The sequence below is a fragment of the Vibrio sp. 14N.309.X.WAT.E.F5 genome, assembly GCF_030397615.1.
GTDB lineage: Bacteria > Pseudomonadota > Gammaproteobacteria > Enterobacterales > Vibrionaceae > Vibrio > Vibrio lentus.
The window spans coordinates 241,743-256,494 of the sequence record NZ_JAPNXR010000001.1; the positions used below are offsets into that span (position 1 = coordinate 241,743).

Here is a 14,752-nt window from a genome sequence, read left to right on the forward strand (position 1 = left end):
TTAGGTAGCAGACAATGCACACCATCACTTCAAATGTCTGCCGCCATCAAGGTGTAAAGTTCTTCCTGTCATGTAGTGACTGGCCAACACAAACTTGATGCCATCTATTATTTCCTCAAAGCCCGCTTCTGTGGGAATCAGAGCTTTCTTCAGCGCTTTGGTTTTGTATGCTTCATCGTCATGTTCATTAAACTTAATCATGGCGGGAGAGAGGGTATTTACTTTGACCTTGGGAGCTAGCATCGCTGAAAACGACAGCGTTAGGTTGTTGATCGCAGCTTTACTGGCCGCGTAAGCGATGTGTTTTTTACTTCCTTTTTCTGCAACGTAGTCACTGATGTGGATGATGTCTGAAGTTTCATCGCCAGACATCAGTTGGTCTTTGAGTGTTAAATTGAACAGGTAAGGCACGGTAGCGTGAATCGTCATCATTTGGTGCATGATTTGTGATGCATTGTCACTGGGGTTTGTCTTGTTCTCAGGCTTCCAGTCTGAAGCGTTGTGTATGACGGCTCGAAGTGTCTTATATTCTTGACCAACATAATCAAGAAAGCCCTCTAAGCTGCTTTGTTGATAAAAGTCTACTTGCTGCAAGTCGGCTCCACTGTCGCGCAACCGTTGCAGTTGAGGATAGTCGCTGCGGTAAGTGCCAACCACTTTGTATCCATCCGCTAAAAGTTGCTGCGCCAGTGCGAAACCGAGTCGCTTTCCCACGCCGGTTATTAGTATCGTTTCACTCATCGTAAAAACTCAGCTCTGGTTTGAGGGTTAGTTTTGAAAATACCACCAAGCGCAGTTGTTGAGGTTTCAGAGTTTGCATCCATCACGCCTCTGGATTTAACGCAATAGTGCGTCGCTTTAATCGTCACGGCCACGTTTTCTGTTTCCACTAGAGTCTGTATCGCAACTAGGATTTGCTGAGTAAGGCGTTCTTGTACCTGAGGACGCTGAGCAAAGAATCGAACGATACGGTTGATTTTAGACAGCCCAAGAATCTTGTTTTCAGGGATGTAGGCTACTTCCGCTAAACCATCAATAGTAATGAAGTGATGTTCGCATGTAGATGTTAAGTCGATATCCGATACCTTAACCATTTCATCAACCGACATTTTATTTTCTATAACACTGATTTTCGGGAAGTTATCGTAATCTAGCCCTGAAAATATCTCATGGACGTACATCTTTGCGATGCGATGAGGTGTTTCAGCAAGGCTGTCATCGGTTAAATCCAGCCCAAGCGTACTGACAACTTCCGTCAAAAGTCCTTTGATCCGGTTGTACTTCTGGTTGGGATTCATTTCGCTCGGTGTCATCGGAGTTTCAAGTCCTCTTGCGAGCAAAGCTTCTCTTACTTTTTCGGCTTCTGTATTCAGCATGACGCACTCCTTATGAATTATTGTCGCTATCTGCTTCATAGCTCAGGGTGAGCGAAACAGAGTCAGCAAAACGTAGCGCATGAGGCTTGTCGATTCTCACTTGAGCGTATTTCACCCATGGGTGATCGATACAGATGCCGAGTACGTCGCTGGTCAATTTTTCCAAAAGCAGAAACCTTCCGGATTCGACATGTTGAATGATCTTCTTGCAGATGTTTTTGTAGTTAAGCGCGTTGTCCACATCATCAGAGAGGCAAAGGTTGTTAGCGGGGTAGTGGATTTCTGCGTTGATAACGATGTCTTGCTGCTTAGACTTTTCTTCTTCGTTGAAGCCGATGAAGGTTCTTAGTCTGAGGTTTGTAATGGTGATAATGGCGTTGTGATTCATAACAGTGTCCAATCCTTAGAAAGTGAAGTCAGTTACGTGCTTGTTTTAAGAAAAGATCAGTAAAGCTCAGGTGATTAAGAGTTCAGTCGTTCATTTTGCAGCCGTTCTTTTTCCGTCATGGAAAGGCTGAGTGAAACTGAGTTCGAAAGGGATGGGTTCGGTTTTTTGGCTCAATTGATCGAAGCTTTCCCAGAGCTGCTGAAATGAGATGTCTAGAGTGGGGTGGCGTTCTTGCGCGGCAACATCGACTAACGGCCTGAGTACAAATGCGTACTCGGTGATTTCGCCTCTAGGCAGTTCTACGCCATCAATAACGCCGACTTGATTACCATAAAGAAGGATGTCGATATCCATCGTGCGTGAAGCATATGCTTTGGTCTGACGCTTGCGATCATTCTCTGATTCGATTTGATGTAGAACCTGAACCAACTCTGCGACAGGGAGGTCACATTCAAACCCAACGACAAGGTTTAGGAAGTTGTCCCCCTCGAAACCGACAGGCTCGCAATCGTAGAAATTAGAAATGTGCAGCGGTGCAAAGTGGTCATTCAATGCTTTGAGAGATTGTGATACGTGGCGTTCGCGGTTGATGTTACTGCCGATGCTGACGTAGACGTTAGCCATAGTTTTCCTTCCTTTTAAGGAGCCTATACGTCCGACTCGCGAGGAAGATCAGCTATGTATCCTCTTAGAGGCTGGAGGACAAAAGAAAATACGGTTCTGCCGCAAATCGCGTCTGATAGTGATAGAATCCCCGCATCAGAATTATCGAGAATCTAGGTATTTATAAACAATGTTTATCCATCACGTTAACGGCATCGACTGGCTGGTGATTACAGCTTTTGAAGAACTGAAAACTATGTTTATCGAAGATGCAGGTCCGATCCCATCTTACTTCTCGACCGCCAGTGAGTTGAGCCTGATTGATCAAGCCAAGCGCAGCTATGGATTTTTACCTAAACTCCGCGGTGTGATCACCGATACCGGCACGTATCAAAGTGAAAATCTTGAAGAAGATTTGAACCCACAGCTTGCGTGTATAGTCGAGGGGCGAGGTCGCGTGTTTATTTATCACGGCGACTATGTAGCTTTTGTCGATGACGAACAAACCTTCATTACTCGAATGGACTGAAAGTGATTCAGTGGGTTGGGAGTGGTTAATTAGTTATAGATAAACGGCTCTGTAGATAAAACTAAGGCCTCGCGTTTGCGAGGCCTTTTTGTTTGTATCGAGTGAGGAGTAGAAAAGACTGTTGAGGTGTTACTTATCTAAATTGTGCCTATCGTTCCTTAACCTCAAACAGCTGCGTCTCACATCATCTTACTGGCAACTTGGTCTTTGTTTTTACCTGACCGAAGGCGAAGCTAGATTCAATAGAAGCAATATTGGGTAGGCGAGTTAATTGCTTACGGATAAACTGCTCGTAGCTTTTGAGCGACTCACTGACCACATGTAACAGGTAATCGTGATTGCCTGTCATCAGAAAGCACTCCAACACTTCATCTATCACTTCGATGTGCTGTTCAAAGTCTCGCATATTCTCTTCAGTTGGCTTTTCAAGTTTTACCAACACAAACACATTCACAGGCAAGCCGCATGCTTCTTGGTCGACACTGGCGTGATAGCCGCGAATAATCCCTTGTTTCTCCAATGACCGAACTCGACGCAAACAAGGAGATGGCGACAGTGCCACTCGATCGGCCAACTCTTGATTGGTGAGCCGAGCGTTGCTTTGCAGTTCAGCCAGTATTTTCTTGTCGATCTCGTCCATTGGCATATTCCATCAATATTGAATTTAGTTTGGCAATATTATTGCTCAAAGTGTATGTCTTACTTCGTAAATAGCAATTTTTAACATCAGCACAAAACTAAAATTAAAGGAGGAACAATAAGCATGGAATGACTTAGGAATTATGAATACTTCAACTCAACTTAGCCCGCTGCGTAAAACCACCAAACACGAACAAGCAGAAGCCCTTGCGATTGAGCAAGCAAAGCATTTTGGTATCGACCCAAACAGCGATTACGGCGTCACGCTTATCGAACTGGCGACGACACTGTACAAAGCCAATACCAAGACTCACGACCTTTGGGCATTGACGGTTGATGGACTTTCAGAACTCGACAAGAGTGACCGAATCGCTTGGTTTAACGCCAAACGCTTTTTGTCATTCCAGATCGCTAAGATCCTCGATAACCTGCAAAACCCGATGCGTGCCACTTACCAATCTATTGCCACCAATAATGGTAACTTTGCGTCTAAAGGCGCGTATCCTATCTTCGATAATGTGGCGGCTATCTTCTCGGCAAGCCCGGTTATTACGCGCACCGCCACGTATTTATTTGCCTGTACAGAATGGATTGAAGATGCGTTCAACGGTAAAGAGCCGCTGCACGATATTTATTCTCGACTGCTTAACCCAACCTCGATTTCACTGGCTAACCATATGGTTGATATTGAGGCAGGTTCTAGAGCCAACGAATACCTCGCATGGAACTTTAATTCGGGTATGGCGGCCATTGATGGATTGTTGAGCCATTTACTTGGACATGAAGACATAGTCTTGGCTTCACGTAATATCTATGGCGGTTCTTACCAGTTGTTGGAAGAGTGGTTTGGTAAGCCTTCTAATCTGAATGTCGTGGTAGAGTGGGTTGACGGTTACTCAGGTGATGAGTTTGCTACTCGCTTAGATGAGGTTGCGGATAAGTATGCCGATCGCCTCGCTGCGGGTAAGAAAATCTACGTTTACCTAGAGTCACCGTGTAACCCGCATGGATACGTGTTGGATGTTGCGAGTATCAGCAAAGCTGGTCACGTTCGTGGTTGGGATGTGATTGTTGACTCGACAGTGGGGACTCCATTGCTGCATCCAGTACTCAAGCGTGATGATGTAATGGAAAGGCCTGATTATGTGATTCACTCCTACACCAAAGAACTGGCGGGTTCTGGCACCACAACCGCTGGCGTTGTGATTGGCCGAAACGAGACCATGTTTGTTCCAAAAGGAGAAGAGGTCACTTGCACTAAGCCTAACGGCGATGAGGTCACTATTCCATGGAACGAAACGTTGTTTTGGAATGTGTATTACATCAAAGGCGCATTCTTAGATGCAGACAAAGCGTTTGAAGTGCTCAATGGCATGAAAACCTATGAGATGCGTGTGGTGCAAAAAACGATTAATACCCTGACACTGGCAAAGATCTTTGATGCTCACCCAGACATCAACGTCTCGTGTCCCGCTTTGCCAGACAGCGATAACTATGAACACTGCCAAAACAACATGTACTTGGGGCTACCAGCCGCGTTGTTTACCATCGATATGGAAGGAAACGGTAATCGTGCGCCAATCAATCGAGATGGGTTTAAACAGTTCTTTGACATGCTTGAGCCTGCAATCGGTATGCAAGTGAGCCTGGGACAAACCAATACGGTCGCGCTGTGCCCAGCATTGACCACGCATTCAGAACTCAGTGATGAGGCGCTTAATGAAGCCGGCATAAAACCGACCACAATGCGTATCTCTATTGGCTTAGAAGATCCTCGAATGTTCATCGCTCATATTATTGAGGCGGCCAAATTGTCGATTGACCGCAAACACGCAGACTTCTCATCCAGCTTCCCTAGTGGTGAAAGTATAGATGAAATCTATATGCAAACCTATATGGATGTACATCAGAGGTTTGTTACGAGCTTGCCGAAGTTTAGTCAGCTTACTCAGTAACTTAGGTCAGTAAGCTAGCAACAAGGGCTACCAAGGAAAGTCAGTAAAGTAGGGCAACTGAAACCGTTATAGGATAGTTATAATCGCTAGATAGAAAAACTAAGGCCTCGCGTTTGCGAGGCCTTTTGGGTTTTGGAGAGTGGCAATAAATCTGTTTCGAATAAACTCTTAGATAGAAGTTGGTTAGTGGTATTGCACTAACCAAGTCGAATGTATGGAATAAGTGAAACTAAACGCTACTTTGATTCAGTTTCTATGATTTCATTCATTAAACGATCGATTTGAAAGACAACTTGTATACTTGCGTCTTCCATAGCTTTAACTGATCTAATTGTTCCTTCAATGTCCTCAGATGCCGCTTGATTCATTGCTTTACGACCATTGTCATGCACCTGTTTATGAGGTTCTTCAAGCAGTTGATAACTTCTCAGGTGGTTGTAAGCTTTGCCATCACCACGATAATACCACTGACCTAAACGACACTCTGAGTGAGTGTTGATCGTTTCACTAAAGGCACCGCTTTGTAGTAAACGATAGGTGTTATTTTTCCAAATGGCGTGATCGAGCTTCACCGAATCTAAGAAAGCGCGAGTGGAAGCAATATGAATAACTTGCTTCATGTTTTCCGACTTCACGACGACTTCATTAACAATTGAGCTAATTTGTGCAGAAGATGCTGAAACTTCTTCTGCACAAACTTGGTTTTCATCGATAGAGGTTTTAATCGAATTTACTTGAGTCAAAACTTGTTTCACCAATGAATCAATTTTTTCACTGGCTTCGCTGGCTTTACCTGCAAGGGTTCTTACTTCATCGGCGACGACAGCAAACCCGCGTCCGGCTTCACCCGCGCGCGCGGCCTCGATAGCAGCATTTAGTGCCAGTAAGTTCGTTTGGTCAGAAATCTCTTGAATGGTTGATACAAGGTTAGATATAGCCCCAGCAGTGTTATCTAATATAGTTACAGATTCAATGCTTTGAGATGCTTGAGTACCGATATTAATTGCTCGGTTATCTAAACGGACTAATGCTTGATGAGTCTGCTTAAACATGTCATCTAATTGCTGAAGTTCTAGGTTCTCATGAGCCATAGATTTGGCACTTTCAACCATCTCTTTTTGAATGGTTTTAAGCATATCTCCACCTTTCAAACAATTAGACATCATTGCATTACTGTTGTGGCGTTCTTCATGTGTCGACTGAACAAGTTTTTGAGACTTTTGGAGTTGATTTTCGAGGGCATTAATATCAGCGTCATGCTTCTTTTTTAGTTCGGCTAACTCTTGTTTGAGTGATGCATTTTCTAATTTTATTTTTTTCATTCCAAACATAAAATACCTATATGTGTAACTCGAGAAGTTATTTGTGAGGCGAATAAAGTGAGTGGGTTTATAACGTATTGGTTTTAATGGTAATTATTTCCGACAGGATTGTAACAAAATATTATAAGTATGTTACCCCTATTGAGTACTTAGAGGTTATAAATAATCAAATTGACACTTTTGTTATTTAAATTTACGTAACGTAAATATTAAATATGTCCGCATTGAATGTTTTTAAATGATTTTTGGTAAGGGTATTGCTGTTCGAATTAATCAGAATAAATGTGAGTCCACCGATGTTGTACATAGAGTTAAATTTTAGGCTTTACCCGACCTTTAGCCGCAAAGCATAGGGCTACAATTTTGGGCGACTTACACCAAATGGCACTCTGAGGCACTAAGGATACTTAAGGCTCTTAATCATACTCAGTTTGCAATACACACTTCAGTGCTATGGTGTAAAGAGATCGAAAAAAACAATATAAGTAGGAATAGTATTAACTACCGGTTTAGATAAGGTAGCAATATCCAAATCAATGAACGGCTTGGTGTTAAAGAAATTAATTGTCAAAAGTCGTGCTACTCAAGATTCACGTAATTTTCTCTTAAACTTACACAGACTGGAGAATCTTTGACAGAAATGGCTTTGACGTTAATCGAAGAATTAGATAGGCAATATTTCGGGAGCTTGAAAGATAACAAAAAGCAGTTTGTTTCTCTTATTCAAGGCATTAGAAATTGAATTTACATCAATTCGATTCTAACTCTTTATAGGATGGAACTTAAGTCGTTCAGATAACTCCCATAACGCTATTCGATTTGAATCATACTTTAGAAGCTCACTCGCTTCAGAGGCCTTACACCAGCGAAACATAGAGTGCTCTGAAGATAACTGTGGTTCACCCGAAACCTTCACTGAGAATGAGTATTCTGGTATCACATAAGGATGGGTATTCCATTTTTCATGACCAGAATAAAACACTCTAGGCAACATACACATAGAGTCTAGTTGGACCCAATCAATACCTGTTAACGAGGTTTCTTCATATAATTCTCTTATCGCAGCATCGAGAAAAGACTCTCGGTTTTCACCGCCACCAGAAATTGCCTGCCACTCTCCATTATCAGCTCGACGACCAATCAAGAATATTGGGTCTGCCAACTCAAATTTGTATGGGAATATCAATACCTGAAATGGTGCTCTCATTAAATTAGTTCCACAATTGTTATGCATCAATAGATACTACAACCATTAAAAAAAATTGGGTAATTTTAGACTGAAGTTTTCGTAGTTCTATTGTGCAATTTCGGAACGGTGTTTATTGAGAACAGCGAATATGGATAGATAAACGACTAACGTTAGCGAACGTTATAACTATCTCTATCCACTCACTTACTACTTAGGCTGGTGGCCTGTCTTCTTCGCAAGCTCTTGCATAGCCTCGGCAAACGTTGTTGTTCCACCTTTCGCTTTTACCTGAACTACCTTATGTCCTTGGCTTTCCAGCGCTTGGCGCTCTTCTAAAACTGCTTTGTCATCTGGTTGACTGCCTTGCACAGGCTGATGAATGTAACACCCTTCTAATTGACCATCTTCGACCAGTTGGTGGTGTTTCAGTGCATTGATATCAAAATTCATAGTAAGTCTTTTCGCTTTAAATGGAGAGTCTCTGTGGCAAAGGCCTCAGATATCTATAATTTTATTGTTTGTACCATACGGCATTTTAACCATAAGAAGCCAGTTCAAATTCAGTAATCCAATGAAATGCAGTCGTGTAGGTCTTACTTCTTGAATCATTTATTGATCGTATTAAGAAAAGGAACTGAATACCGATCGTGATAGGTACGAGACAAGTGCGGCTTCAGTTTATCGACAAAGAATGTTCTCCCCCGCGGTCGTTAATCTAAAGAGATCGCTGAACTTCATTTTAGGGCGAGGTGTAGTGGTCTAATGCTCAACTTGAATTTGTGTATTGGTCATCATCGCGATCAGTTTAGCCACTCGTTGACGCATGTCACGTCTATCAATAATCATGTCTAATGCGCCATGCTCTAATAGGAATTCACTCTGCTGAAAATCTTCAGGTAACTTTTCTCGTACCGTTTGTTCAATGACTCTGCGTCCAGCAAAGCCAATTCGCGCTTTGGGCTCGCCAATGTTGATGTCACCAAGCATTGCTATACTTGCTGATACACCACCAAATGTTTGGTCGGTTAATACGGAGATATAAGGGAGCTTTGCATCTGATAGCCGTTTTAAAGCAGCACTCGTTTTTGCCATTTGCATTAAAGCCATCAGTGACTCTTGCATACGCGCTCCACCACAAGCCGAAAAGCATACCAATCCGCAGTTAGCCTCGATGGCTGCATTAACAGCATCAACAAAGCAAGCGCCCACAACGGCACCCATTGAGCCAGCCATAAAAGAGAATTCAAAAGCGCAAGCTACAACAGGCATCCCTAACAATTCTCCCTGCATCGCGACTATTGCATCTTTCTCACCTGTACTTTTTTTGGCTAGGGCAAGGCGCTCTGTGTAGCGTTTATTGTCTTTGAAACTGAGCAGATCTTGCGGCTCGTGTTGTTTGCCTAACTCAGCTTTCATACCTTTATCTAAAAAACTGTCTAAGCGACAGCGTGCCGACACCCTCATGTGGTGATCGCATTTTGGACATACCTCCAGATTTTCTTTAAGGGTTATGCTGTACAGGATCTGGTAGCAAGAGGGGCATTTGGTCCATACGCCTTCTGGAATATTCGCTTTACGCGTACTGATTATATTTTTCTTATCTAATAGTTTTTCTATCCAACTCATTGGAAACCTTATCCAGTTCACTTTTAATGATGAGTATTGTATAAGCCTGTTTCTGGTAATAAAGTGGCTAATATTGGCTTAATAATCCAATTAAGTGGGATTATTAGAGTGGGTGGGATTAATGGGAATGCTTGAGAAGATTGATCAACAATGGCTAAAAAGTTTTCACTGTGTTTATGAGAACAATAGCTTTAAGAGAGCTGCGGAGTTTCTGTGTTTGCCGACATCAAACGTCAGTCGTCATATCGCGTTGCTAGAAGAGCAGCTAGATGCTCGACTTTTTGATAGAACAACGCGCCGAATTGCTTCGACAGAAGCAGGGGACCACCTCTATCTACGAACTCAGCCATTGTTGGATAAACTCAATGATGCCCTTGAAGAGGTGACACAACACTCTCGTGAAGTCATAGGGCAACTCAATGTTTTAATGCCTGACTCACCTGACTTGGCCCAAGCCGTCGTTTCGTTTTGTACTCAATATCCATCTATTTCATTATGTTGTGATACGAGTATTAGCCCTAAAGGGGATCCGCTTGACGGGTTTGACGTTATTTTGAGTTTTCATCGAGGGAAGCTAGAGGATAACAATTGGATAGCGAAAGAGATTAAGCGTTGGCCTAGTGTTGTTGTGGCTTCACCCAAACTTCTTCATACATCTTCTAAGCCTTTTAATATTACGGATTTGAAACATGTACCTTGTATTAGCAGCTTTACCGCGTTAAATGGTACGCCATGGGTATTTAAGAACGAAACAGATCAGGTAATTACTCAAAGAGTAAAATCTACATTTAAAGTGAATAGTGGACAACTCGCTAAAGCAGGTTCATTGGCTGGTTTGGGGTTTGCGATACTCCCTGCTGAATTTTGTCGCGATGAAATAGATACTGGCTCTTTGGAAGTCATAGAACTTGAATACAAACCTGAAGATTTGGTGCTGTACGCCTTTTATGCGTCGAGAAAGCATATAGCAAAAAAGGTTCCGATGTTCATTGAGCACTTAAAACATCAAGCGAATCTAGATGCGCAAAAATAACAGAAAATTCGGAGGCTAGGGGCTCTTCCCTAGGTTAAAGATGTACTCACTATTTATGGATAAAACTAAGACCTCGTGTTTGCGAGGATTTTTGTTTTTCGGGTAGTGATAACAAAATCTTGGATAATTCCGAGTTACGACGTTTCAATAATTCCAACTTATCGTATTACTCTTAGTATTGAAACTACATGGACTGCCTAAATGTAGTTGGCTAAGATCATTCATTCACAAAAACAGTAACCAAGCAGAAAAATCATAGTATGTGTCTTCAACTGTACTGAATATTGCTATCTCAGGTTATAATTTGGTATCAAAACAAATGAAATAAATTAGATAAATAACAAGGAAAAGTATGTATCTAGACGTCAACGAACAAAAACCCAAGCATGTAGTTAGTTTGATCATCTACATCATTGAGGATGTAGCTTCTAATGGGGTTGAACCACTGGCAATGGTTAATGAATGGCAACAAAATTGGGGAAAATTCAACCTTGCGCCGATATCCGGCAGAGGTAAAACAGAGGAAAGTGCATTATTCGATGCTATTAAGGCATGCAAAAAATACTCTATTAATATTTCTGAAAAATGTTGTAGAAAGGTATCTACAATTCAAACTCGAGATTCAGACGATAGGATTAAAGAACCATATTTTTGCGAGTTTTCATATAGTAATCATACTTACGAAGTAGACATTAAGGAACCTAATCGAATTATCCAACAACGTTTTTCATCTCCACCTGTTCCGCGTCCTTTATCTGGTCGTGGTGGTAATGTCGTATACACCCCATACACTAGTGACATTGCACATTTCCACCCTCACAAATCCACCAAGCATCTGATAAGCAGAGAAATTCTGAAAAGACACCCTGAGTTCTTCAGTGAGAAAATTAAAAATTTGTTAGGGTCTCAACCTGATAGAGATAGTCTATCAGAAGTGCTAACTGCCATGTCGTTTCCCGTACTTAAAGAGATTAGAGAATTTGGGATAAATGATGAAGATGTTCGATATAGAGCCGAGCTTGAACTTTCTTATGTGATGTCTGGCCAATTTGACTACAACCTCTAAGTTCCACGCGGATTCAAATCGCAGCGCTAACATGTATCAGCACAAGATGATAGCAAATGTGTTGAATCAAAATCGGAGATTTCCGTGTTTAATGATCCTTAAATTGTGTATAGATATTTAATCTAACTTGTTCTGGAGCAAATATGTGTCGGCCATTTTTTAACAAGCCTGTTCCTCAAAGCGTGCCAAACACTTCGCTCTAAAAATACAGAGCGAAATCTGATTCGTTATTGGTATTTAAGTCTTGAATTCAGCTTTCCAGATTACACCTAACTAAATCGTGCATCTGTTTTACTGTCATCAGCGCTAACCAGATTATTTCTTCTACCGAACGTTGACCTGTTGTGGAGGAGAGGTGATCGGCATTATTGGTTAGCGCGGGTAGTTCATGGACGTGATTATCGCGAATGGTATTGACCAACGCGTTCATAGCATCGTGAATTAAGCGTTCGACTTGTTGAGTTCCTTGGTATTGCGTGCCTGTTCTGATAAGCGGAATCAGCAGACAGAGATAATGGCTCAATAATCGATAGTGACTCAGCATATCTTCATAATAATGGGGATCGGTGCGAGTGTGTCTTGGCTCTTGTTGCATTTCGTTATAGATGAGTTCTAGGTCGCTCTCTGCCGTCAGCATGGCAGCACGTTGCTTGGTTAAGGCCATGTGGTCGCGTTGTTCGGTGTCTACTTGCAGTTGTTCATAGCAATACACAAACAAGCTTTTTGAACTGTTCAGAGCCGTTAACGCTTGGTTGTTGATCTCTTTGCCTCGCCATTGCGGCCACAATAAACCATAACCGAGTAGGACAATGGTGCCCCCCACGATGTTGTCGATCAAGCGTGGCGCGGCAAAATCGAGCCCTTGATGTGCCATGGTCTGATAAATCAAAATCAATAGCGCGGTAATACAACCAATTGCTAGCGAGTAATTCCGCATGATATTAAGCATCGCGACGGGTAAGAGGATGACCATCAGCGTATACATCGCGGTCGTTGGCACGCCAATATGAATCAAGGAAGTCGCGAACAGCACACCAAGTGCCGTGCCTAAACAGCGTTGCCAAGTTTTACTGCGGGTCGCCAAGAAGCTTGGCTGAATCACCATTAACATCGAGATCAACACCCAGTCAGGGCGAATCAACTCAAAGTATTCGGCAATTCCAGCACCAAGTGCGAACATCAAACCAACACGGGTAACATGACGCCAAATCGGGTTGCCTCGGCTTGGCAGGCGAAACGACAATTCGAACGGCTGCACTTCAAAAGAGCGTTCATAGGCGGGTTCATTAAGCTCAATACGACGAGAAATGTGCTTCACTGCGTATGCCCAATAACGAAAGCGGGGTTGGTCTTCAAGCTTTACCGCTTCAATCAAATCATTGGCTTCTTGTTCTAATGAGCTTAAGTGCTCCATCTCTTCATTCGTGTTGTGCAAAAGCTGTTTGGCTTTGTGTCTTAGCCTTTGCTGACAATGTTGGCTCCAAACCAATAACAAATCTCGCTTTTGCTTACTTGATTGAAACTGGCTCAATAAATCAGGGTTACTTGTATGGCTGCTGAGTATCACTTCAAATGTATCGAGCGCGAGAAATAAGGCTTGTCGGAGCGAGTCTGCGTCTTCGTGTTTAGATCGAAAGGACTCGGATTGAAGTGCTTGTTGGAACAACTCGATGAGCTGGTATTTGATGCGTCTTTTTGGCGCTTCGTTTTCGCCTCCTAACAAGAAGGTTTGGCGATATTGAATATAGTCTGCCAACGTTTCGTAAATCGCAGATAGACACACGCGCAATGCATAGTGTTTCCACAGGGCAAACCAAAGCCAGCTAAACAGTGCAAAAGTAAGTGGGCCAAGTACCAACATTGGGTACAAGCTTAGCGCTGAGTTGGAATTATGGAGTGATAGGGTGACGACTGCAATTAAGAGGCTGGACATGCCTAGCCGTGCCCAGAATGGACCATTGACCGCTGTGCTGGCAAGTAAGGCACCCATTGCGCCGTAGGTTAACCATAAAGGCAGTCCACTGTTCAACAGGACGTAACTGACGGCTAAAGTGATTCCCCAAGCAGTTGCGGTAATCGCAAAACGTGTCCACCGCCTTGGGCCTGCTGCATCAAGACCGCTAATTAAAGCCGCTGGCATAGTCATTAGCGCGGTCATTGCGATGTTGAGGTGATTCGACAACACCCCTAAACCAAGAAACAACACAATGGCACTGGTGGCGCGAAGCCCTAAGTTAATCGAAGGGGAGTACCAGATTTTACGCAGAATGGCAGGAGAAAACGTCATAGGCCCTCTTTACTTAATATGTCTCGTTCAGTGTAACGCCAAACCTCCTGATTGTGCTGGTTTCAATCACAGATTGATAAATTGAATCGCTGCAAGCCTCTTCTATTGGTATAGCTCGCTAAAGCTTGGTTTATTGGAAAGCGCTTCTAGGCTTAACTTTGCCAGTGTGTCTGTGAAAGGGGAACTTTGTAAGGCGGTGGAGAGGGTATCTACTTCTCTAACTGAGAGTAAACTCGCGTGCCTGAACAGAACGTAATCTAATGCAACGTGTAGGTACAACGTCGAGAAATCAGGCTGAAGTAAATCATGAGTGTTATTCAGTTGCTCGATAAGTGATTGAACGCTTCTTTGAATACCTTCCTTTCCTCTAACTGTCAGCACATTTTGTTCAGCTTCAAAGCGGCTCAATGCAGCGCAGCGAAATGCTACTTCCATTAGGGTTTTACTCATCCCCAATAACGACATGCGCTTACTATCACTAGTTTTGGTTGCTGTGAGTGTCTTAGTTGGGTAAGCCTGCAATAGAAACTCGCAGATCATTAAGCTCTCGGTGAGCGCAATACCCTCATGAGTTTCAAGAACCGGGATGGTACTAAATGGATTGATTGTGACTAATGCTTGGGGTGTCTGCCATGGGTCGATCCATTCAAGTTTAAGTGGCGCATTGCACAGGTAGGCAGTGGCCAACACCGCTCGTGAGAATGGTGAGGTATCATTTAAGTACAGTTTCATGAGCGAT

The 14,752-nt window shown here is 42.9% G+C and carries 15 protein-coding genes; 4 read left to right on the forward strand and 11 right to left on the reverse strand.

Annotated features, from left to right (window positions below; genetic code table 11):
• Positions 1–24: 24 nt before the first annotated feature.
• The 4 genes from folM to folK all read right to left on the reverse strand — a co-directional run bounded on the left by folM (position 25) and on the right by folK (position 2,388).
• A complete protein-coding gene (gene folM, locus OW495_RS01040; protein ID WP_289884442.1) occupies positions 25–741 on the reverse strand; it encodes a dihydromonapterin reductase in 717 nt (238 codons plus the stop codon).
• Positions 738–1,376 carry a GTP cyclohydrolase I FolE gene (gene folE, locus OW495_RS01045; RefSeq protein WP_017099742.1) on the reverse strand — a complete coding sequence of 213 codons (639 nt, stop codon included), beginning with the start codon at positions 1,374–1,376 and terminating at the stop codon, positions 738–740. The genes folM and folE overlap by 4 nt, the downstream gene beginning before the upstream one ends.
• A gap of 10 nt (positions 1,377–1,386) precedes the next feature.
• A complete protein-coding gene (gene folX / locus OW495_RS01050; RefSeq protein ID WP_017109730.1) occupies positions 1,387–1,764 on the reverse strand; it encodes a dihydroneopterin triphosphate 2'-epimerase in 378 nt (125 codons plus the stop codon).
• Between the two features lie 90 nt (positions 1,765–1,854).
• Positions 1,855–2,388 (reverse strand): 2-amino-4-hydroxy-6-hydroxymethyldihydropteridine diphosphokinase, encoded by a 534-nt coding sequence (gene folK / locus OW495_RS01055; protein ID WP_102513814.1) that lies wholly within the window; start codon positions 2,386–2,388, stop codon positions 1,855–1,857.
• A gap of 169 nt (positions 2,389–2,557) precedes the next feature.
• Here folK and OW495_RS01060 point away from each other — a divergent pair, with 169 nt between their 5' ends.
• Positions 2,558–2,896: a hypothetical protein gene (locus OW495_RS01060; RefSeq protein WP_017109731.1), complete on the forward strand. Its 339-nt coding sequence runs from the start codon at positions 2,558–2,560 to the stop codon at positions 2,894–2,896.
• Positions 2,897–3,080: 184 nt separating this feature from the next.
• Here the strand turns inward: OW495_RS01060 and OW495_RS01065 are convergent, their stop codons facing one another.
• Positions 3,081–3,536 (reverse strand): Lrp/AsnC family transcriptional regulator, encoded by a 456-nt coding sequence (locus OW495_RS01065; RefSeq protein WP_017094327.1) that lies wholly within the window; start codon positions 3,534–3,536, stop codon positions 3,081–3,083.
• Positions 3,537–3,678: 142 nt separating this feature from the next.
• Between OW495_RS01065 and OW495_RS01070 the strand changes: the two genes are divergently transcribed.
• The gene (locus OW495_RS01070) at positions 3,679–5,490 is read left to right on the forward strand and encodes a PLP-dependent transferase (protein WP_289884451.1); all 1,812 of its coding nucleotides are present in this window, start codon (positions 3,679–3,681) and stop codon (positions 5,488–5,490) included.
• Positions 5,491–5,726: 236 nt separating this feature from the next.
• Here OW495_RS01070 and OW495_RS01075 read toward each other — a convergent pair whose 3' ends face one another.
• From OW495_RS01075 to accD, 4 genes are all read right to left on the reverse strand, one after another.
• Complete coding sequence (locus OW495_RS01075; RefSeq protein ID WP_076671591.1) at positions 5,727–6,821, reverse strand: methyl-accepting chemotaxis protein; 1,095 nt, start codon at positions 6,819–6,821, stop codon at positions 5,727–5,729.
• Positions 6,822–7,572: 751 nt separating this feature from the next.
• Complete coding sequence (locus OW495_RS01080) at positions 7,573–8,019, reverse strand: NUDIX pyrophosphatase (protein WP_017109737.1); 447 nt, start codon at positions 8,017–8,019, stop codon at positions 7,573–7,575.
• A 189-nt stretch (positions 8,020–8,208) separates the two neighbouring features.
• Complete coding sequence (locus tag OW495_RS01085) at positions 8,209–8,451, reverse strand: hypothetical protein (protein ID WP_065112314.1); 243 nt, start codon at positions 8,449–8,451, stop codon at positions 8,209–8,211.
• A gap of 309 nt (positions 8,452–8,760) precedes the next feature.
• Positions 8,761–9,627, reverse strand: coding sequence for an acetyl-CoA carboxylase, carboxyltransferase subunit beta (gene accD, locus OW495_RS01090; protein ID WP_102513816.1), 867 nt, complete (start codon positions 9,625–9,627; stop codon positions 8,761–8,763).
• Between the two features lie 121 nt (positions 9,628–9,748).
• On the opposite strand from accD, the gene OW495_RS01095 reads away from it, so the two are divergent.
• Complete coding sequence (locus tag OW495_RS01095) at positions 9,749–10,660, forward strand: LysR family transcriptional regulator (protein WP_198599795.1); 912 nt, start codon at positions 9,749–9,751, stop codon at positions 10,658–10,660.
• A 352-nt stretch (positions 10,661–11,012) separates the two neighbouring features.
• Positions 11,013–11,726, forward strand: coding sequence for a hypothetical protein (locus OW495_RS01100; protein WP_102513817.1), 714 nt, complete (start codon positions 11,013–11,015; stop codon positions 11,724–11,726).
• A gap of 250 nt (positions 11,727–11,976) precedes the next feature.
• Here the strand turns inward: OW495_RS01100 and OW495_RS01105 are convergent, their stop codons facing one another.
• Entirely contained in the window at positions 11,977–14,013 is a 2,037-nt protein-coding gene (locus tag OW495_RS01105) for an FUSC family protein (RefSeq protein ID WP_289884464.1), read from the reverse strand.
• A gap of 102 nt (positions 14,014–14,115) precedes the next feature.
• Positions 14,116–14,745: a glutathione S-transferase family protein gene (locus OW495_RS01110; protein ID WP_289884467.1), complete on the reverse strand. Its 630-nt coding sequence runs from the start codon at positions 14,743–14,745 to the stop codon at positions 14,116–14,118.
• Between the last annotated feature and the right edge of the window lie 7 nt (positions 14,746–14,752).

Bases quoted from the DNA above. Each gene is read 5' to 3' on its own strand.
- OW495_RS01080 (WP_017109737.1), bottom strand. From the start codon at position 8,019: ATGAGAGCACCATTTCAGGTATTGATATTCCCATACAAATTTGAGTTG.
- OW495_RS01105 (WP_289884464.1), bottom strand. From the start codon at position 14,013: ATGACGTTTTCTCCTGCCATTCTGCGTAAAATCTGGTACTCCCCTTCG.
- folM (WP_289884442.1), bottom strand. From the start codon at position 741: ATGAGTGAAACGATACTAATAACCGGCGTGGGAAAGCGACTCGGTTTC.
- OW495_RS01060 (WP_017109731.1), top strand. From the start codon at position 2,558: ATGTTTATCCATCACGTTAACGGCATCGACTGGCTGGTGATTACAGCT.
- OW495_RS01065 (WP_017094327.1), bottom strand. From the start codon at position 3,536: ATGGACGAGATCGACAAGAAAATACTGGCTGAACTGCAAAGCAACGCT.
- accD (WP_102513816.1), bottom strand. From the start codon at position 9,627: ATGAGTTGGATAGAAAAACTATTAGATAAGAAAAATATAATCAGTACG.
- folX (WP_017109730.1), bottom strand. From the start codon at position 1,764: ATGAATCACAACGCCATTATCACCATTACAAACCTCAGACTAAGAACC.
- OW495_RS01110 (WP_289884467.1), bottom strand. From the start codon at position 14,745: ATGAAACTGTACTTAAATGATACCTCACCATTCTCACGAGCGGTGTTG.
- OW495_RS01100 (WP_102513817.1), top strand. From the start codon at position 11,013: ATGTATCTAGACGTCAACGAACAAAAACCCAAGCATGTAGTTAGTTTG.
- folK (WP_102513814.1), bottom strand. From the start codon at position 2,388: ATGGCTAACGTCTACGTCAGCATCGGCAGTAACATCAACCGCGAACGC.
- OW495_RS01095 (WP_198599795.1), top strand. From the start codon at position 9,749: ATGGGAATGCTTGAGAAGATTGATCAACAATGGCTAAAAAGTTTTCAC.
- OW495_RS01070 (WP_289884451.1), top strand. From the start codon at position 3,679: ATGAATACTTCAACTCAACTTAGCCCGCTGCGTAAAACCACCAAACAC.
- OW495_RS01085 (WP_065112314.1), bottom strand. From the start codon at position 8,451: ATGAATTTTGATATCAATGCACTGAAACACCACCAACTGGTCGAAGAT.
- folE (WP_017099742.1), bottom strand. From the start codon at position 1,376: ATGCTGAATACAGAAGCCGAAAAAGTAAGAGAAGCTTTGCTCGCAAGA.
- OW495_RS01075 (WP_076671591.1), bottom strand. From the start codon at position 6,821: ATGTTTGGAATGAAAAAAATAAAATTAGAAAATGCATCACTCAAACAA.